The organism is Bordetella genomosp. 11 (genome assembly GCF_002261215.1).
Lineage (GTDB): Bacteria > Pseudomonadota > Gammaproteobacteria > Burkholderiales > Burkholderiaceae_B > Bordetella_C.
In genome coordinates this window covers 1-17,869 of the sequence record NZ_NEVS01000002.1, presented here as the reverse complement: position 1 = coordinate 17,869, position 17,869 = coordinate 1, and the positions used below count along the sequence as shown (strand labels likewise).

General features: G+C 62.5%; 11 protein-coding genes and 2 pseudogenes. 8 read left to right on the top strand and 5 right to left on the bottom strand.

Translation table 11 applies throughout. The features are described 5' to 3' along the window. Position 1: 1 nt before the first annotated feature. The 3 genes from rbbA to CAL28_RS06630 are packed head-to-tail and all read right to left on the bottom strand — an operon-like array spanning position 2 to position 5,355. Positions 2–2,770: a ribosome-associated ATPase/putative transporter RbbA gene (gene rbbA / locus CAL28_RS06640; RefSeq protein ID WP_094840680.1), complete on the bottom strand. Its 2,769-nt coding sequence runs from the start codon at positions 2,768–2,770 to the stop codon at positions 2–4. Between the two features lie 3 nt (positions 2,771–2,773). Beyond that, entirely contained in the window at positions 2,774–3,853 is a 1,080-nt protein-coding gene (locus CAL28_RS06635; protein ID WP_094840679.1) for an HlyD family secretion protein, read from the bottom strand. Between the two features lie 14 nt (positions 3,854–3,867). Beyond that, a complete protein-coding gene (locus tag CAL28_RS06630; protein WP_094840678.1) occupies positions 3,868–5,355 on the bottom strand; it encodes an efflux transporter outer membrane subunit in 1,488 nt (495 codons plus the stop codon). A gap of 452 nt (positions 5,356–5,807) precedes the next feature. Between CAL28_RS06630 and CAL28_RS06625 the strand changes: the two genes are divergently transcribed. From CAL28_RS06625 to CAL28_RS06590, 8 genes and pseudogenes are all read left to right on the top strand, one after another. After that, positions 5,808–6,443 carry a TetR/AcrR family transcriptional regulator gene (locus CAL28_RS06625; RefSeq protein WP_094840677.1) on the top strand — a complete coding sequence of 212 codons (636 nt, stop codon included), beginning with the start codon at positions 5,808–5,810 and terminating at the stop codon, positions 6,441–6,443. Then, a complete protein-coding gene (locus tag CAL28_RS06620) occupies positions 6,440–7,486 on the top strand; it encodes an Lnb N-terminal periplasmic domain-containing protein (RefSeq protein ID WP_094840676.1) in 1,047 nt (348 codons plus the stop codon). The genes CAL28_RS06625 and CAL28_RS06620 overlap by 4 nt, the downstream gene beginning before the upstream one ends. A 20-nt stretch (positions 7,487–7,506) precedes the next feature. Then, complete coding sequence (locus CAL28_RS06615) at positions 7,507–9,426, top strand: esterase/lipase family protein (protein ID WP_246358991.1); 1,920 nt, start codon at positions 7,507–7,509, stop codon at positions 9,424–9,426. A 287-nt stretch (positions 9,427–9,713) separates the two neighbouring features. Next, positions 9,714–11,219: pseudogene (locus tag CAL28_RS06610) on the top strand (IS3 family transposase); the annotation flags it as partial. Beyond that, positions 11,168–11,707, top strand: a complete 540-nt coding sequence (locus CAL28_RS06605; protein WP_083762631.1) for an alpha/beta hydrolase fold domain-containing protein — start codon at positions 11,168–11,170, stop codon at positions 11,705–11,707. The pseudogene CAL28_RS06610 and the gene CAL28_RS06605, both read left to right, overlap by 52 nt. Positions 11,708–12,071: 364 nt before the next feature. Next, positions 12,072–12,812, top strand: a pseudogene (locus tag CAL28_RS06600) (Mu transposase domain-containing protein); the annotation flags it as partial. 65 nt (positions 12,813–12,877) lie between these two features. Beyond that, a complete protein-coding gene (gene istB / locus CAL28_RS06595; protein ID WP_012112352.1) occupies positions 12,878–13,657 on the top strand; it encodes an IS21-like element helper ATPase IstB in 780 nt (259 codons plus the stop codon). A gap of 194 nt (positions 13,658–13,851) precedes the next feature. Beyond that, complete coding sequence (locus CAL28_RS06590) at positions 13,852–14,229, top strand: hypothetical protein (protein WP_012112351.1); 378 nt, start codon at positions 13,852–13,854, stop codon at positions 14,227–14,229. A gap of 269 nt (positions 14,230–14,498) precedes the next feature. Here CAL28_RS06590 and mobH read toward each other — a convergent pair whose 3' ends face one another. Both mobH and CAL28_RS06580 read right to left on the bottom strand, forming a co-directional pair. Further along, positions 14,499–16,364: a MobH family relaxase gene (gene mobH / locus CAL28_RS06585; protein WP_094840674.1), complete on the bottom strand. Its 1,866-nt coding sequence runs from the start codon at positions 16,362–16,364 to the stop codon at positions 14,499–14,501. Positions 16,365–16,682: 318 nt separating this feature from the next. Then, positions 16,683–17,708: an IS110 family transposase gene (locus CAL28_RS06580; protein ID WP_094840673.1), complete on the bottom strand. Its 1,026-nt coding sequence runs from the start codon at positions 17,706–17,708 to the stop codon at positions 16,683–16,685. Between the last annotated feature and the right edge of the window lie 161 nt (positions 17,709–17,869).

The window sequence follows — 17,869 nt, the reverse complement described above, 5'->3', positions numbered from 1 at the left end:
CTCAGCGCTCCTGCTTCTTGAGTAGCAAAACGGCCGCACCGAGAATCACCGGAACCGACAGCAGCATCGACCACAACGGCCCCGCCAGATCGGCCAGGCCGAGCGCTTTGCTGAACACGCCACGGCTGATGGAGATCATGTGCGTGGCGGGGTAGATCTCGCCGATGAACTTGCTGGAGCCTTCAAGCGAGGACACGGGATCGATCAGGCCGGCGAACTGGGTGGCCGGAATGATGGTGCCGATCATGGCAAAGAACATGGCGGCGATCTGGCTGCGCGTGACGGCCGAGGCCAGCAGCCCCATGCCTGTCGCGGCGAAGGAGAAGATCAGCGCGGCCAGCGACAGGGTGAAGAAGCTGCCCGTGACCGGCACACCGAAGACGGTGACCGCGAGCAGGCTCATCAGCAGGAAGTTCACCATGGCCAGACCGACATAGGGCAGTTGCTTGCCAAGCAGGAACTCGATGCGCGTGACCGGCGTCACGTACAGATTGGTGATCGACCCGGTTTCTTTCTCGCGCACCACCGCCAGCGCAGTCAGCATGGCCGGCAGCATGAGCAGCAGCAGAGGGATCACCGCCGGCACCATGGCTGGCAGACTCTTGACATCGGGGTTGTAGCGAAAGCGCGTCTCGACGCTCGCATTGCCTGCGGCGCTGGCGCCGCTGCGTTCGCTGGCCTGTACGAGTAGCCAGTGCTGGTGCATGCCTTGAACGTAGCCCTGCACGGTTTCCGCGCGTTGCGGCATGGCGCCGTCGAGCCAGGCGCCGATCTGCACGTTCTGGCCCCGCAACACGTCGCGGCTGAAGCCAGGGGGGATCTCAATGGCCAGCGACAGTTCGCCGCTGCGCATGCGCCGGTCAAGATCGTCGTAGTCGACGATCGGCGCGTGCTCGGTAAAGTAGCGCGAGCCGGCCAGGTTCAACGTGTAGCTCTGGCTTAGCGTGGTCTGGTCGCGATCGAGCACCGCATAACTCAGATCCTCGACGTCCATGGTGATGCCGAAGCCGATCACGAACATCAGCAGCAGCGAACCGCCCAGCGCCAGGGTAGCGCGGACCGGATCCCGCTGCAGCTCCAGGGTCTCGCGCCATAGATAGCTGAACATGCGCTGCAAGCTGAAGCCTCCAGAGCGGTGCCCGCGGTGTTCAGCGGGTACCGCGGATGGCGGCTCCTCGTGATTGTCGGCCTCAGGCTGGCTGGGCGGGGCGGCTGTGCCGCCCTCGGCTTCGAGGAGGTAGCCGATGAAGGCCTCTTCAAGGGTTTTGGCGCCGCGTTTCTCGACCAGTCTGGCGGGCACGTCGCTGTCGAGCACCTTGCCGGCATGCATCATCGACATGCGGTCGCAGCGTTCGGCCTCGTTCATAAAGTGAGTGGAAATGAAGACCGTCACCCGGTCGCGCCGCGACAATTCAATAAGCAGCCGCCAGAACGCATCACGCGCCACCGGGTCGACGCCGGAGGTCGGCTCGTCCAGAATCAGCAGCTCGGGCTTGTGCACCATGGCAACGGCCAGCGACAGGCGCTGGCGTATGCCCAGCGGCAGACTGGCCGGCAGGCTGTCGATGACGTCCGCCAGCCCAAAGCGCTCCACCATCTCGTCCACGCGGCCCGGAATATCGTTCGGGGACACACTGAACAGCTTGGCGTGCAACTCCAGATTCTGGCGTACCGTGAGTTCACTGTAGAGCGAGAATGCCTGCGACATGTAGCCGACACGGCGGCGGGTGTCCAGGTCATGCGGATCGACTTCGTGGCCGAACAGCCAGGCCCGGCCCTCGCTCGCCGGCAGCAGGCCGGTGAGCATCTTCATGGTCGTGGACTTGCCGCAACCATTGGAGCCGAGGAAGCCGAAGATCTCACCGCGCCGGATACGGAAGGAGACACTGTCGACAGCAACGAAGTCGCCAAAGCGCATGGTCAGCCCCTCGGCTTCGATGGCGATATCGTCCGCGCCGTCCTCAGGCAGAGGCGGAATGACAACCGCTTGGTGTCCGCGCTTTTTCTCTTCCGGGAGCAGGCGGATGAATGCCTCTTCCAGGTTCGGGCTGTTTGTTTTCTCCAGCAATTCCTTCGGCGTACCGGTGGCGAGGACCTTGCCGTCGTCGATGGCGGCGAGCCAGTCGAAGCGCTGTGCCTCATCCATGTAGGCGGTAGCCACGATCACGCTCATGCCGGGGCGATCGGCGCGGATGCGCTCGATCAGGTCCCAGAACTGTGCGCGCGCCAGCGGATCCACTCCGGTCGTCGGCTCATCGAGAATCAGAAAATCCGGGTCGTGAATCAGTGCGCAGCACAGGCCGAGTTTCTGCTTCATGCCCCCGGAGAGCTTGCCTGCCGGGCGCTCCAGGAATTTGAGCAGGCCAGTGGCCTGAGTGAGCTCATCGATACGCTGGCGGCGTTCCGCAGAGCCATGACCGAACAGGCGCGCGAAGAACTGCAGATTTTCCTCGACCGAGAGCGTCGGGTACAGGTTCTTGCCCAGTCCCTGCGGCATGTAGGCGATGCGCGGGCACACTTTATTGCGATGGGCCTTGCTGGCCATGTCGCCACCCAGCACCTCGACCGTGCCCTCCTGGATGATGCGCACACCCGCCAGCAATGAGAGCAGACTGGATTTGCCCACGCCGTCGGGGCCGATCAGGCCGACCATCCGTCCGGCGGGAATGTCCAGATCGATGCCATCCAGGGCGATGACGTCGCCGTAACGCAAGCGCACCTGACGGACGCTTGCAACGGTCGTGGGCTGCGCACTCGCACTGTGGCTCATACCTTACTCCGGCACGCGAAGGGACAGGTTTTGAGGCCACTCGGCATTGGCGTCGAGCTTGACCCAGGCCACGCCGGGCAAACCGGTCTTGACCTGCTGCAGGTGTTCACGCAGCAGCTCCTGCGAAATCTGCGCGCGCACGCGGAACATCAGCTTCTGCCGCTCGCTGGCGGTTTCGACCGTTTTGGGGGTGAACTGCGCCGCGCTGGCGACGAAGGAAACAGTGGCTGGTATCACATACTCCGGCGCGGCATCCAGAATGATGCGGACCTCGGAACCCAGCGCGACGCGGCCGGCCACGGTCTCGGGCAGGAAGAAGGTGATGTAGACGTCCGACAGGTCGATAAGATTCAGGACGCGTCCGCCCGCTCCCAGCACCTCGCCGGGTTGCGCCACCCGCACCTGCACCCGACCGTCACGCGGCGAGCGCAGTTCGCTATCGCGTATGTCGGCTTCGATGCGGTTGATGCTGGCCGTGGCAGCGGACACGCTGGACCTTGCACCTACGAGCTGCGCCTTGGCGGCCTCGACCGCGGCGCGGGCAGCGGCGGTCTGGGCTTTGCTGGCCGCGAGCGTCGCCTGTGCGCCCCGCACGCGCGCCCGGTCATCGTCCAACTCTTGTATCGAGGCGGCGCCTTCTTGGGATAATGTCTGCGAACGTTTCAGCCGCCGTTGCGCGGCATCGAGCTCCGACTCGCGCTGGCCGACGAGTGCCTGCGCCGCAACCACGTCGGCTTCACGCAGCGCCACCTGGGCCTGTGCTGCGGTCACAGAATGCTCGGCCTGTTCACGCATGGCGAAGGCTTCGTCGCGCTGCGCCTCAAGCGTTTCCAGTTGCATCCTGGCCAGTGGCTGGCCCGCTGAGACGAAATCGCCTTCACGGACCAGAATGTCTTCGATACGTCCGGGCAGCTTGGTGGCGATGTCGATCTCCGTGGCTTCGATGCGGCCATTGCCGTTGACGAATCCTTTGCCGGGGCCGGTATCGGCAAACTTCGTCCAGCCCCACCAGGCCAGCGCGACAACAACAGCTGCGGCGGCAGCGACCAGGAGTTTTTTCTTGAGAGAGGGTGAGAAGGTCATGGGTTCGGCGTGCCTTAACGGATTGATGGGGTGGGAGCGGGCGCCGAGGTCGCACCCTGCGCCCCGTCGGTTGCTGCGAGGGTGCCGCCGCCGAGCGCGGCATACAGTGCCACCTGGCTAGACAGCAGCGCACGGCGCGCCTGCACCAGTTGTTGTCCGGCATCCAGCAGATCGCGTTGGGCGTCCAGCACCTCCAGGAAAGCGGCCGAGCCGTTGTCGTAGCGCAACTGGGCCAGCCGCGCGCGTTCGCTTTGCGCTTCCAGATTGGCCCGCTGGATCGTCAATTGCTCAGCCAGCCAGTACTTGGCGCTCAGTGCATCGGCCACCTCGCGAAAGGCCGTTTGAATGGTCTTCTCGTATCCGGCAACGGCGATGTCACGACGCACTTCGCTCAGTTCCAGGTTGGCGCGCCGCCGCCCGCCATCGAAGATGGGCAGCGACAGGGTGGGCATGAAGGTCCAGGCGCGGCTGCCGGAATCGAACAGGCCGTCAAGATCGGAACTGGCCGTGCCGAAGCTGCCGGTCAGCGCAATGCGCGGCAAGAACGCCGCACGGGCCGCGCCGATGTTGGCATCGCCGGCACGCAATTGGTGTTCGGCGGAAATGATGTCCGGGCGACTGACCAGCAGCTCCGAGGGCAGGCCGGCCCGGAGTTCGGCCAGCACCGTTGTTTCATCGAAGGGTGCCTTGGTGGGCAGCGGGCCAGGATCGGCACCTACCAGCAGTGCCAGCGCGTGCAGTTGCGTGGCGCGTGCTTGCTCAAGCTGGGTTAGCAGCGCCTGAGCCTGGTTCAGCAAAGTTTGGACTTGAGTGAGGTCCAGCTTCGAGGTCGAGCCGACTTCAACGCGGCGCCGGAAAATGCGATAGGACTCCTCGCGGGTCGCGACGGTTTGACGGGCGATAGCCACGCGTTCGTCTATCTCGCGCAAGCCAAGATAACCGTCGGCCACCTGGGCGATTAGCGCCAGGTGGACGGCCTGGCGGGCCGCGTCGGAAGCCAGCCAGCTTTGCAGGGCGGCGTCTTCCAGGTTGCGGACCCGGCCCCACAGATCCAGCTCCCAGGTGCTCAAACCCACCTCGGCCCGATATTCGCCGCCCACCTGCGACCGGCCCGACATGTTCAGATCGCCAGGGACGCGGGCGCGTCCACCCTGGGCACCCATGCCCACGGCAGGAAATCGATCCGAGCGCTGAATGCGGAATGCGGCGCTGGCTTCCTCGACACGCAGCGCGGCCAGGCGCAGATCGCGGTTGTTCTCCAGCGCGGTCTCGATGAGGCGTTGCAGCAAAGGGTCCGTGAAGTAGGCCTGCCAGGCAAGTTCTCCCGCGTGGGCACCGTCGGTGCCTGATCCAAGATGCGCAGGCCAGGCTTCGGGCACGGGCAGCGGCGGGGTGTCTGGCGCCGGAGCGAGCGACATGCAGCCGGTCAAGACGACGGCGCTCAGGGCCAACGAGGCAGTGCGCAAGCTGAACGCAGGAAACAACAGGGAAGCTGGGGGCATGGTCACGTTCCGTACGGGTATCGGGCTGAAGAGGGTCTGGTTGCAGAGGAGGGGATAGCTGCCACCCACGCAATGCGGAGTTCGTGGCCGATGTCCGCAGGCCTTCTTTTCCTGCTTGCAAGTGCTGTCAAGTCCACTTCATCTCCTTGTTGATATGTGCATCCCCGTGTCCCCTGGCTGGTTGATTAGGTGCTCTTCCTGTGTCACATCCCGATGTGCCGGGTTCGTTCGCGCCTCTGAGTTGGCTTGCATCGTGAAATTTGAAAACAAACGACTGGACGGTTGTTTTTAATTATACGTTACAATCCGGGAACCGCAATCAGCGGGCTCGTCGGTCATTGACGCAGATCAATTCGAGCTGCCGGCTTGGGTTCAAGGAAGGCCCTGATTTCTGGTAGAGCCGGTGACCGGCCCGTGGGAACACCCCTCAGATCTTTGAACAGAGCCTTTGAATGCTACCCAAGAAAGATGACGCGCCCGACAAGCGCCGCTACCTGTCCTCTGCCGCCAGAAAAGAAGAAATACTCGACGCGGCCTTGGTCGAATTCGCGGATCGGACGTACAACGCCGTGTCAATGGAGCGCCTGGCGGAATGCGCAGGCTTGTCCAAGGCTGGCATCTACGCCCACTTCAAAAGCAAGGAAGAAATTTTTCATGCCTTGCTCGAACGTACGACAAAGCAGATTTGCGATTTCCAGGGCTGGCTCCCGGATGAAGATCTGACGTTGCCAGAGCTGGTAGATGTCTACCTGGATCGCCTATACGCGACCTTTAGCTCCCCTGCCACGATGTCGATTTACCGGCTGCTTCTGGCCGAAAGCGCCAGAACACCAGAGCTGGTGCAGCGTTGGCACAACGAAGTTGCGCACGGACTGAAAGAGCGGGCGCAGCTCATCATCCAACGCAACATAGAACGGGGCATCATTCGTCCGGGCGTCTTGACCGAGCACTTTTTCCCGCTGGCACTCGCTCCCGCACTGCTATGGCTGAGCTCGTCAATGCTATCCAGGGGCAACCCTTCCATAGCGCTGGTGCAGTTACAGGATGCGCATCGGCAACTGCTGCTTGAGCTTTTGGAGCCTCGATGAGCAAGGTGACGCAAAAAGTCAGGCACCTCCCCATGCGCCTGGCGTTCGGCATTGCGGTGCTATTGCTGACTGTGTGGGGCGCCCTGGCCCTGTGGCACCAGATGCCGCAACATTCAGCGGCTCGCTGGATCGCCACTCTGGCTTGGTCTGCCTCGGGGCTGTCCGTCGCCGTGTCGCTGGCAGGCCTGCTTGAAAGACGGACACGCAGGATCGCCGGATTCGTGTTCGGGGCCGCAACGGCAGCCCTGCTCATGTGGTGGGGAACGCTGCAGCCATCACACCAACGTGCATGGGCTGACGATGTCGCCCAGTTGCTGGAGGCCAGGATCGACGGCGATCATGTTCAACTGAAAAATGTACGCAACTTCGAATGGCGCAGTGAAACCGATTACACGCCGCGTTGGGAGAACCGTACCTACGACCTTACCCGCCTGCGTAGCGCCGACCTGGTACTTTCCTACTGGATGGGGCCGAACATCGCTCACACGCTCGTATCGTTCGGCTTCGACGATGGCGAGCGGGTGGTGTTCTCACTGGAAATACGCAAGGAGCGCCACGAGACCTTCTCAGCGGTCGGCGGATTTTTCCGTCAGTTCGAGCAGATCCTGGTAGCCGCCGATGAGCGTGACATTGTGCGTACGCGCAGTAATGCGCGAGGCGAGGACGTTTATCTCTATCGGTTGCAGATAAGTCAGGCAAAAGTCCGCGCGTTGTTTCTGGAGTATTTGGATGCGGCCAATGGCCTGCGGCGCGCGCCACGCTTTTACAATACCTTGACCAGCAACTGCACGACCATCGTGTTCGAGTTGGCTCGGCTCATTGCGCCAGCGTTGCCGGCGGACTATCGCCTGCTGCTGTCCGGACACTTTGCGGAATACATCCATGACCTGCACGGATTGACGCCCGGCCATCGCTACGCAGAACTGCAGGCACTGGGGCACATCAACGAACGCGCACTGGCCTCTGACGCATCAGGAGACGACTTCTCGATGTCGATTCGACAAGGTGTGCCCGGCGTGCCGGCCGACGAGGTATCTCCATGAGGTTCCAGCAGTCTTGCCGCATGGCAGTGTGGCTCGTCATTGCCCCGCTGTTGCTGGGGGGCTGCTCGATCCTGCGTGAGTTCGGCCCAGTGGTTGAGGTTCATACACTGGATGCGGGCGAGGCCATCGAACTCAAGCGCGGCGATATCCTGACACGCGGCAAACTCAGCGATGCGACGACCCAGACCATCAGGGTGGCGGCATTGGATGCGCAGGCTTGCGCAAAACCGATCTCAGCGGATTGCGTCGAGGCCCTGGCCGCCGTGACCGGCGTTGCCGCGGATCGACGCCTGGCTGCACTGTCCGAACTGTGGCTGGCGCAGGCTCAGGCCATGAAGCCCGGATCAGAGCAGCAAGCCGCCTGGCTTGAGACCATTCGTTATGCCTATGCCTACCTGTTCTTCGGTGACCATACGCCTGGGGAGCGAGCCTTCGAGGATCGCCAGACGCAAGTGCGGGATTGGTATAACTATGCGGTCGAACGTGCCGCCACCGGGATGTTCGAGGTTCGGCAACAAATGTCTACGCAGTTGCCAGCGCAGACCCGCTGGAACATTGCAGGCTGGGAGCTGCAGCTGGATATGCGCAGCGCGCGCTTGCCGGGCAGTACGGCGGTGCCAGCCGAACTCCTGCCAGCCTCGTCCCTGTCTTTCCGCGGACTGCGCAGCCTCTACCGGCGCGACGGTTTCGGCGCCGAGCTGGTGGCGGTCATGCCGGACGAACCCCTGACTTCCGCCCCCACCCGGGATGGCCATCCAGCGGCCAAACGCAATCAGCAGCCTCTACCCTGGAGCGAGATGCCCGCGCCGTCCATGACGATTCTGCTGCACCCGGACGGAGACGACCTGGACAGCGTGCTGCATACCCGCACTGTCCGTTTGACGGTGCATGACCCCTATGTGGAGTCGGCCATCATGCTGCGCGGGCAGCGCGTACCGCTGGCGGCCAATTTCACCGCCGGCTACGGACTGTGGCTGGCCCGCGCCAACTTCAACCGGCAGTCGCTGCGCAGCCTGCTTGGGCGCGAGGGTGGAATCGACCGTCCGCACGTCTACCTGATGCAGCCCTACGATCCGAACCGACGGATCATCGTCATGCTGCACGGACTGGCCAGTAGCCCGGAAGCCTGGGTGGAACTCGCCAACGAAATCCTGGGCGATGAGGCGCTGCGCCAGCATTACCAAATCTGGCAGGTCTACTACCCGACCAATATGCCGATCGCATTGAACCACGCGATGATTCGCAGAGCGCTCGGGGATACGCTGGCGCATTTCGATCCTTCCGGCCAGGCGCCGGCATCGTCCGACCTTGTACTGGTGGGGCATAGCATGGGCGGGGTCATCGCGCGGTTGATGGTGTCGTCAACCGACCAGTCGCTGGTGCAGCTGGCTGCGGATCGCAGTCGGCTGACGCCGCAGCAGATCAAACGCATAGATCCGATGTTGCGTTTCGAGCCCTTCCCGCATGTCGGCCGCGCCATCTTCATCGCAGCACCGCACCGGGGCACGTCGGTCGCAGGTGGACGCCTGGGGCGCTGGATGGCGGGATTCATTCGCTTCCCCGTTACGGTGCTCGAAGAACTCGCCCACACACTAGCACCCAATGCGGCGGCCAGCAGCCACGAAAGCCTGGGGCATATCCCCAATAGCGTCGACAACCTCGACGAGAACGATCCTTTCGTGCGCGCGGCGGCGGACTTTCCCATCTCTGCCCAGGTGAACTATCACTCGATCGTGGCCCAGGCCAATGCCGAAGTGGCCCTCGCTGATTCCGATGATGGTCTCGTGCCTTACCGCAGCGCTCATCTTCCCGGGGCGCAATCCGAGAAAATCATCATTTCAGGACACAGCGTGCAACAGAGCGCGGCGGCAGTGCTGGAAATCCAGCGCATTCTGAGAGAGGACATTGCTCTGCGGGAAGCGCATTTCATGCAGCCATAGACAACTGCCATCTGCTGTACGCAGCCGAGCTGATTTGGGCAAGCTTCTATCTTTCAGATGGGCGTAGTGCACTCCTCTGTAATGCGTAGGTCGTAGGTTCGATTCCTATTTCCGGCACCAGATTTAAGCTAACAAGCTGTAAGAAAGCATCGAAAAATCAAGGGGTTGGCCGGGTTCCCGTCCAGCCCCTTTTTTCATGCCCTCCCGGTCCGTCCCGGTGTTAGTGCCGACCCAAAACTGACCATCTGGGGGTGCGGACGAAAACTTGGACTACCAGGAGGTAGTTCATGTATTCCTACGAAGATCGAATTCGAGCGGTTGAGCTCTATATCAAGCTGGGCAGGCGCGTCAGGCCCACGATCCGCCAGCTGGGTTATCCAACAAAGAATTCTCTGAAGGGCTGGTACAACGAATACCAGCAGAAGCTCGACTTGCCAGCGGGCTATGCGGGCCGGAGACCCAAGTTCTCGAAGGAACAGAAGGCGGCAGCTATCGAGCATTACCTCGCTCACGACCGCTGCATTGCGGCCACCATGAGGGCACTGGGCTACCCCTGCAGAGGGACGCTAACCGCTTGGATTCGCGAGGCCCTTCCTGAAGCCAGAAGGCGTGTCGTCGGCAGTACGGTGCGACGAAGGTATTCCGGGGAGCTGATGCAAGCAGGAGTCATGGAACTCTGCACTCGCGAGGAAAGTGCCCAGGCTGTAGCCGACAAGTTCGGCGTGTGCCGGCCAACGCTGTACAACTGGAAGAACCAACTTCTGGGACGTGAAGCACCCGCATCCATGAAACGTACCAATCCATCTTCGCCTTCGCAGGAGCGCGATGAGCTCGAGCGCCAGGTTGAGTCCCTGCGCCGCGAAGTCAGGCAACTGCGCCTCGAGCAGGATCTTTTGAACAAGGCCAACGAACTGTTAAAAAAAGGCCTGGGCGTCGACCTGCAGCTCCTGTCCAACCGGGAGAAGACACTGCTGATTGACGCCCTCAGGGAGCACTATGGCCTGCCAGAGCTCCTTGCACAGTTGGATCTTGCGCGCAGTTCGTATTTCTATCACCGGGCCCGCGCAGCGGTGGGCGACAAGTACCTGAAGGTTCGGCAATCCATCACCGACATCTTTGAGTCGAACCACCGCTGCTATGGCTACCGCAGGCTGCAGGCATCTCTGACCAGGCAGGACGTCACGATCTCAGAGAAGGTTGTACAGCGGTTGATGAAGCAGGAAAGCCTGGTTGTTCCAAGGCCCAGAAAGCGCCGCTATGCGTCTTACCTTGGCGAAATCAGCCCAGCGCCTGAGAACCTCATCGATCGCGACTTCCAGGCCGCGGTGCCCAACGCGAAATGGCTCACGGACATCACGGAGTTCCAGATCCCGGCTGGCAAGGTGTACCTCTCGCCCATCATCGACTGCTTCGACGGAATGGTCGTCAGCTGGACCATTGGGACCAGTCCGGACGCGGAGTTGGTCAACACGATGCTGGACGCAGCCATCGAGACGTTGGCCGACACGGCTGATCGTCCCGTGGTCCACTCCGATCGGGGCGGCCACTACCGCTGGCCGGGTTGGCTCTCAAGAATGAGCAACGCGAACTTCATCCGCTCGATGTCTCGCAAAGCATGCTCACCTGATAACGCTGCCTGCGAAGGCTTCTTCGGTCGGCTGAAGAATGAGCTGTTCTATCCTCGGGACTGGAAGACCGCCACCATTGAGCAGTTCGTCGAGGCGGTCGACTCGTACATCCGCTGGTACAACGAGAAGCGGATCAAGATCGCACCCGTATTCTTGTCAGCGGTGACAGCGCAGGCGGCGGCCTCGCGGCGGCGCTGGCATTGCTCGCGCGCGATAGGGGTAAGTATGCGATCGCCTACCAGCATCTGGTCTTCCCAATGATCGATGACCGCACGGCGATTGATCCCGACGTATCACCCTATGCAGGGGAGTTCATCTGGACGCAGGCCTCAGATCTGTATGGCTGGACATCATTGCTCAATTGCGCGCCCGGCTCGCGCGAGGTGTCCTGCTACGCCGCTGCGGCACGGGCAGAAGATCTTGCGGGATTGCCACCCACATTCATCATGTGCGGGGCACTAGACCTATTCCTTGAGGAGAGCCTCGAATATGCCCGACGGTTAATGCGGGCTGGGGTGCCCGTCGAAATGCACATCTACCCTGGCGCTCCACACGGGTTTCAGATGGTGCAGACAGCAGTGGTGAGCCAACAGGCAGTTCGCGACTCCACGGCAGCGTTGTCAAAAGCATTACGAGGGACGAGACACGAATGAGCGGTGATCCGCTGCTCATTCGGCGCAAATGCGATCAGCATGGATTTCTTTGAAACTGGTCGTTTTGCGTCGTATTGACGCGCAGAAGCGGCGCTCCGCACTAGTAGCTATAGTGCGGCGCCCTTTCGCCTTGGGAAGGCGTGGCGACGGTGGCGAAACATTGTCTTAAGAAGGCGACAGTCATCAGGGCGGCCTCTACGTCGGTTTGTCGCTATATTGCGTTTGCTCAAGGAAATCCACAATCCGTTCGTGGTAGTCCTGTCGATGACTCGGACGTCCACTGCCCGCCAAGGAATGCGTGCCCCCAGGGCAAAGGACCATCGTGGCGTCGGCCTTGCCACTGCGCACTAGAGCGGATTTCACCCGTTGGGTGCTGGCCCGGCTGCGCCACCATCGCTTCGACACCGTCGCCCAGGTCGATGCAGCCATCACCGAACTGCTATCGAGCGTGAACGACCGGCCGTTTCAGAAGCTGCCCGGCAGCCGCGCCAGCGTGTTCGCCGAACTGGATGCGCCGACACTGATGTCGCTGCCGCGCCAACCCTATGAGCTTGCCCGCTTCAAGACGGTGAAGGTCCACATCGACTACCACGTCGAGATGGAGGGCCACCGCTACAGCGTGCCGCATGCGCTCGTCGGCCAGGCCCTGGAGGCGCGCCTCACCCGCCACGGCGTGGAGTTGCTGCTGCGCGGCCAGCGCGTGGCCGCCCACGCTCGCAACGAGCGCCGCGGCGGCTACACCACGGTGGAGGCCCACATGCCTGCTGCCCACCGCGCCCACCTGGAGTGGACGCCTCAGCGGCTGATCGATTGGGGCCAACGCATCGGCATGGCATGCGGCGAACTCATCACCCGGCTGCTGCAGACCTACAAGCATCCCGAACACGGCTACCGCTCCTGCCTGGGACTGCTGAACCTGTCGCGCCGATATGGCGAGGCACGGCTGGAGGCGGCCTGCGAACGGGCCCTCGCTCTGGGTGCCTTCCGCTACCACCATGTGCGCGACCTGCTGGCCAACAACCGTGACCAGGTGCCGCTGGATGCCGAAGCCGAATGGACCAGTCCGACGCACGCCAACCTGCGCGGACCGGGCTACTACCAGTGAGGACGACCGACCTCACCAGCCCAGAGCCCACCATGAACCCATCCAATCCATTGCACCCACACGCCATGCTCAACAACGCCACCCTGACCCAACTGCGCGCGCTCAAACTGCAGGGCTTCGCCGACGCCTTGCAGCAGCAGCAAGAACAGGCCGACTGCCTGAACCTGTCGTTCGACGAGCGACTGGCCCTGCTGGTCGAGCGCGAGGTCTACGCCCGAGGCGACCGCAAGCGGGCTCGGCTGCTGCAGCGTGCCCAGCTGAAGTACCCCACGGCCACCTTGGAGGACGCCAGCTTCGAGACGGTGCGCGGCATCGACAGGTCCACCTTGATGGGCGTCGCACTGTCGACCTGGATCGAGCGGGGCGAGACGCTGACCTTCGCCGGCGCCACCGGGCTGGGCAAGACGTGGCTGGCCTGCGCGCTGGCCCAGTACGCCTGTCGCCAGGGACACTCGGCGCTGTACCTGAGGGTGCCACGTCTGGCCGAGGAGCTTCGCATCCTCCACGGCGCAGGCACCTTCCGACGTTGGCTCGAGCAGCTTGCCAAGGTCGACGTGTTGATCCTGGACGATTGGGGGACGGGTCCGATGGACAGTGTCACCCGGGGTGACCTGCTGGAGGTCATTGATGACCGGGTAGGCCACCGCGCGACGATCATCACGCACCAGTTGCCCATCGAGCATTGGCACGCCTGGCTGGGCGACGCCACGATCGCCGACGCCATCCTCGACCGATTGATGCAAAGCTGCCGGCGCTTCAATCTCGAGGGCGAGTCGCGTCGCACCGGCAAGGCCGCGCGGGCGGCAGCCAAGTCAACAAGGGCAGTTCAGGAGGCCAGCCAATGATCTGAGCGAACCTGACCGCCCCTAAACTCTGCCCCCTGCGCAGCACCGCCATCGACCTGGGCGGTCACGATCACCGAAACGCGTGGTCACGTTGCCGAAATGACGCCGAATTCACCGCTCGGCGTGCCGGTCACGATGGACCGAAATGGGCGGTCACGTTCGCCGAAATACGCATTTTCTACCTGCGGCCTCCCATGGACGTGGAGATCGACCCGAAGACCGGGATCCTCCATGCCTACGCGAAGATCTTCGACAACTCCTGGTATCCCCACTCCCCAGGGTTTTTGCCCACGGCAGTGGTGGGTGCATCCCCGCTGGGAAAGGGATCAGCGGTGGTTGGGGTGGAGCACGGAGGCCGTTACCACGCTGCCTTGCGCCTGAAGCCTGAAGACGTGGCTGAGCTGAACCGGGTCGGGCGCGACGCTACCGGGGATCGAATCTTTTTCAAGGTCCTGAAGGGCGGCCTTCAGCCCAACGGCCTGCCAGACATCGTTCTCCAAGTCGACCGTTTGGAGATCGGCTACAAAAACCAGGTCATCGGCATTACCCCATCCAAAGACAAGGACGCTTGAATGAAGCCACAGACGAAGTTTGCCGCAGCCCTGGGGGTGCAGCCGGGTTGCCCCGTGCAGGTCACGTAAGGAACTGGCGCAAGCGCCGAGCTGCTGGGCCACTCCCAGCGATAGGGGTTGTTCGTCTTCCCCACCAGGTCGGATGCGCAGGCCTGGCGACAAACCGCCATGGATGTGCCCCCACCGGTCCAGTTGTAGTCGCAGTAGTGCATACCCGCGTAACCCTTCGGGCGCAACTTGACAGGTCGGTTGCGCTTGGGCTGTTCCCATCAGATCAACGACAGATACGGATTGTTTGGAGGCACCTCCGTAAACAACAAATGGGGGTCTTGCAAAAGGTAGCCATGCAGGCGCCGTGATTTTCGCGGACCTGTCACTTCGCTGGCCCAGATGTTCAAGCCGTTGGGATGCTTGCGATGCAACTGCACCCGCTCGAAGCGCTTTTGCACCCATTGCCAATCTTGTTGGCTCTCCTGCTTTGCCAGCATGCCCACTTGTGGGTGTTCTTGTGCGTACCGCTGGAACACGCCAGGGCTGACCAGATACGCGGTGTCGCTCACGGTATGCACGAGCGCCTTCGCATCATTGATGATGAGCTTGCGTAAAGCGATACCCTGGCGCAGCCACTCCATGAAATGCTCACCGGATGGCCGTGCGCTTAAGGGTGGCGGTGCAGCTATGGCCGTGGATACAGGCGACGTTGGCGAGGTCACAGCCATAGTCGGCATAGGAGCCTCGGAGCGTGCGGCAGATGTGTTGGCTGTATCGGCCTGCTCATTGTGAGAAACGTCGGGCGGATCGCCCATGCCTACCATAGCTAACATGTCTTCCATGGCATCGGGCATGGCCGGGGAAGCGGGCGGGGGAGCCTGGGCAGCGATGTCGCCGCTTTCCTCCCAACGCTTCGGCTCCTGACCCTCGGCGGCTGGCTTTGTCGCGATCGCGGCCGGGGGTACGAAAGCATCGGTATCTTTGGCTGCAGGCGCTACGTCGATTACCACGGTGCCAGCGAACGGTGTCGGCCGCTGGCCAGATTCCCAGATCAGCGCAGGAGCGATGCGCAGCAGCGTGAACGAGTGAGACCAGCCGCTGGGGCTGGTCACGGTCGCCCGCCAGACCGCCTTGTCGTCCGGTGTGGGCTGCAACATACCGTGGTCCTGCAGCACATTGAACACCGCCGTGTTGTTCGCCGGGATGCCATCGATGCCCTGGGATAGCAGGTGCGCACGCAGCTTGTCGGAGACCGTCTTGCTCACCAGCCACAGCGCGTCCTCGGTGAGCCAGCCATCGGAGGCCTCGGGCTGGTTCAGTTTCAACTCTTCCTTGAGCAGATAGCGCAGCCCGTCGAGTAGCTTGCGTTGCAGTGCGTGCTTGGGCGCGGCCATGACGCGGGCCGGATCACCACCCAGCTCCTGCGCCACAGAAGCGCGATCAGCCTGCACGACAAGCTCGCCCAGGACCCCGGCGTGCTCATACTGCCCAGCCAGAACGTAGAGCAGCGGTGCCCACAAGGACGGATAGCCGCTGAGCCAGTCCAGAAGATCGCAGTCGAGCAGTTGTCGGTAGAGCAGGCCTGTCGCAGCGCTGTGGAGCCGGTATTCGCGATCGTCGCGGTAGCGGAAGCGGTACGGCTGATGCAGCGGGCCGTGCCACGGGTGCCAGGTACTGCCGTCGGCCAGCTCGACGTGCAGATCGACGGCAATCTTGCCGATGTCGTGCAGCAGCGCCGCGTAGGCGACGGCGGCGGTCCAGGCCTCGGACTGCGCCGCCTGGTCCTCGGGGCTGGCACCGATGGGCAGCAGATGGGACTGCCGCAGCTTCAGGCTGTAGGCGACGATTTCCAGGCCGTGGTCCAGCATGCCGCCCGGGTAAGCGTGGTGGTGGCTTTCGGAAGCGGGAAACTGCTGGACCAGCTCGGCGTAGCGTTCCAGCGGTGCGCGGTACAGGGTGGCGAACTGCCTGCGCGACAGCGACGTGCGCTGCCAGATGTGTTCCAGCAGTTTCTGCCGGCGCGGTGTTGCCAGCAGCGCTGCGGCGGCTTCTGGCCGCAGCAGCCCTTTCGGGAGATCGGTGGTGGGTGCTGGCGACGGAGCGGGGGCGACAGAGACCCTTTTTCGCTGGAACAAGGAGAGCATGTAGGTGTCCTGTTGGCGGGCCGGCCGGGAGGCCTTTTCGCCTTTGTATGGACGCCTCCTGTTTTGCAAGTGCTTTCAGTGTGATGCCGAACAGAATGCGGCTGCAGTTTTGTATCCGGCCTGTCATGCAGGTCGATACCTGCTGGCCCCGATGGAATCCGCTGATCTGCTCCTCATTTTTCGAGTGGGTTCGTAACCCGAGGCCAAAACCAGGTTTGGCAGATCACGGTCCGACCTGTTTGCCATCACATTTCAGTGCACCTGCAGAACTCGTAAGCAATCCATTTCTACCCAGTCGGTTAAAGGGAGCCGGACCGGCTATGCCGGCCGGCTTGCGTAATTCGGTTCGTAAGCGCGCCCATGAGCCAAGAGCGCCCACAGCGTTCGGGCGGTTCGGTTCGCTATCGCCACCGCAGCGACGTTGACGTGTCGATGCCGCGTTGCAGAAGCTGCCCACGACGGCAGCTCTTTACTGTTCCAGAGCACCGAGCGGGCACCGTGAATGAGCAGAGTTCGCAGATAGGTGTCGCCCCGTTTGCTGATACCCAGCAGCTTGACCTTCCCGCCTGTCCCGACCTGGCGTGGCACCAGCCCCAGCCATGCGGCGAACTCACGCCCAGATTTGAATGCAGCGGGATCACCCATCGTTGCCACGGCAGCGGTTGCCGTCAGCAGACCTACCCCTGGAATCTCGGCGATCCTTCGGCACGCTTCGTTCTGCTTGAGCCACGCCTGAAGGCGGCGTTCGATCTCAGTGACCTGCTTGTTCAAGTCGCAGATCCTGCTGAACTGTTCGCGCAGGGTGTCAATCAGAACGGTCGGCAGCTTGTCTACCAAGCGAGCGAGAACGCCTGGCACTGCCTTGGCGACGGCTGCAAAGCCTTGGGGCATGACTTCCCCGTACTCCGTCAGCAACCCGCGCAGAGCGTTGATCTGGGCGGTGCGAAACTTCACCAGTTGCTGACGCATGCGGTGCATCGCAAGAACGGCCTGCTGCGCCTCCGATTTGACGGCCACTGCCTTGACCCCGGGCTGCTGAACAGCCGTCCAGATGGCCCTCGCATCTGCGGCATCGTTCTTATTGCCATACACGAATGCTTTCACCTGCATTGCCGGCAGGAGCTTCACCGCATGCCCCATCGCCATGAGCTGGCGAGCCCAATGGTGCGCGCCACCACACGTTTCCATGCCAATCAGGCAGGGTGTGCGGTTGACGAAGTGCTCCAGGAACTTCTCACGTCGTAACTGCAGGCTGATGATCTCGCCGGTTTGCCAGTCGACTTCATGTACCTGGAAAACGCGCTTGGCGATATCAACACCGATGACGGTCTGCTTGTCGGTCATGTCGAACTCCCGATAAGGTGGGTGAGCGATAGGTTTAACACCGGCGCCTTTTGCTGCGGACCTTTTGAGCGGTTCGCCGCAGGTGGAGGCGTCCATACCATTTTTCGAGGTAGGGCCTTTCCCCTTGCGCGCCATTCCCTTGCCATTTCGACCCTTTGGCC

What these genes read in the sequence shown, in the direction of transcription:
- rbbA (WP_094840680.1), bottom strand. Translation starts at nt 2,770, where the DNA reads ATGAGCCACAGTGCGAGTGCGCAGCCCACGACCGTTGCAAGCGTCCGT.
- CAL28_RS06635 (WP_094840679.1), bottom strand. Translation starts at nt 3,853, where the DNA reads ATGACCTTCTCACCCTCTCTCAAGAAAAAACTCCTGGTCGCTGCCGCC.
- CAL28_RS06630 (WP_094840678.1), bottom strand. Translation starts at nt 5,355, where the DNA reads ATGCCCCCAGCTTCCCTGTTGTTTCCTGCGTTCAGCTTGCGCACTGCC.
- CAL28_RS06625 (WP_094840677.1), top strand. Translation starts at nt 5,808, where the DNA reads ATGCTACCCAAGAAAGATGACGCGCCCGACAAGCGCCGCTACCTGTCC.
- CAL28_RS06620 (WP_094840676.1), top strand. Translation starts at nt 6,440, where the DNA reads ATGAGCAAGGTGACGCAAAAAGTCAGGCACCTCCCCATGCGCCTGGCG.
- CAL28_RS06615 (WP_246358991.1), top strand. Translation starts at nt 7,507, where the DNA reads ATGGCAGTGTGGCTCGTCATTGCCCCGCTGTTGCTGGGGGGCTGCTCG.
- istB (WP_012112352.1), top strand. Translation starts at nt 12,878, where the DNA reads ATGCTCAACAACGCCACCCTGACCCAACTGCGCGCGCTCAAACTGCAG.
- CAL28_RS06590 (WP_012112351.1), top strand. Translation starts at nt 13,852, where the DNA reads ATGGACGTGGAGATCGACCCGAAGACCGGGATCCTCCATGCCTACGCG.
- mobH (WP_094840674.1), bottom strand. Translation starts at nt 16,364, where the DNA reads ATGCTCTCCTTGTTCCAGCGAAAAAGGGTCTCTGTCGCCCCCGCTCCG.
- CAL28_RS06580 (WP_094840673.1), bottom strand. Translation starts at nt 17,708, where the DNA reads ATGACCGACAAGCAGACCGTCATCGGTGTTGATATCGCCAAGCGCGTT.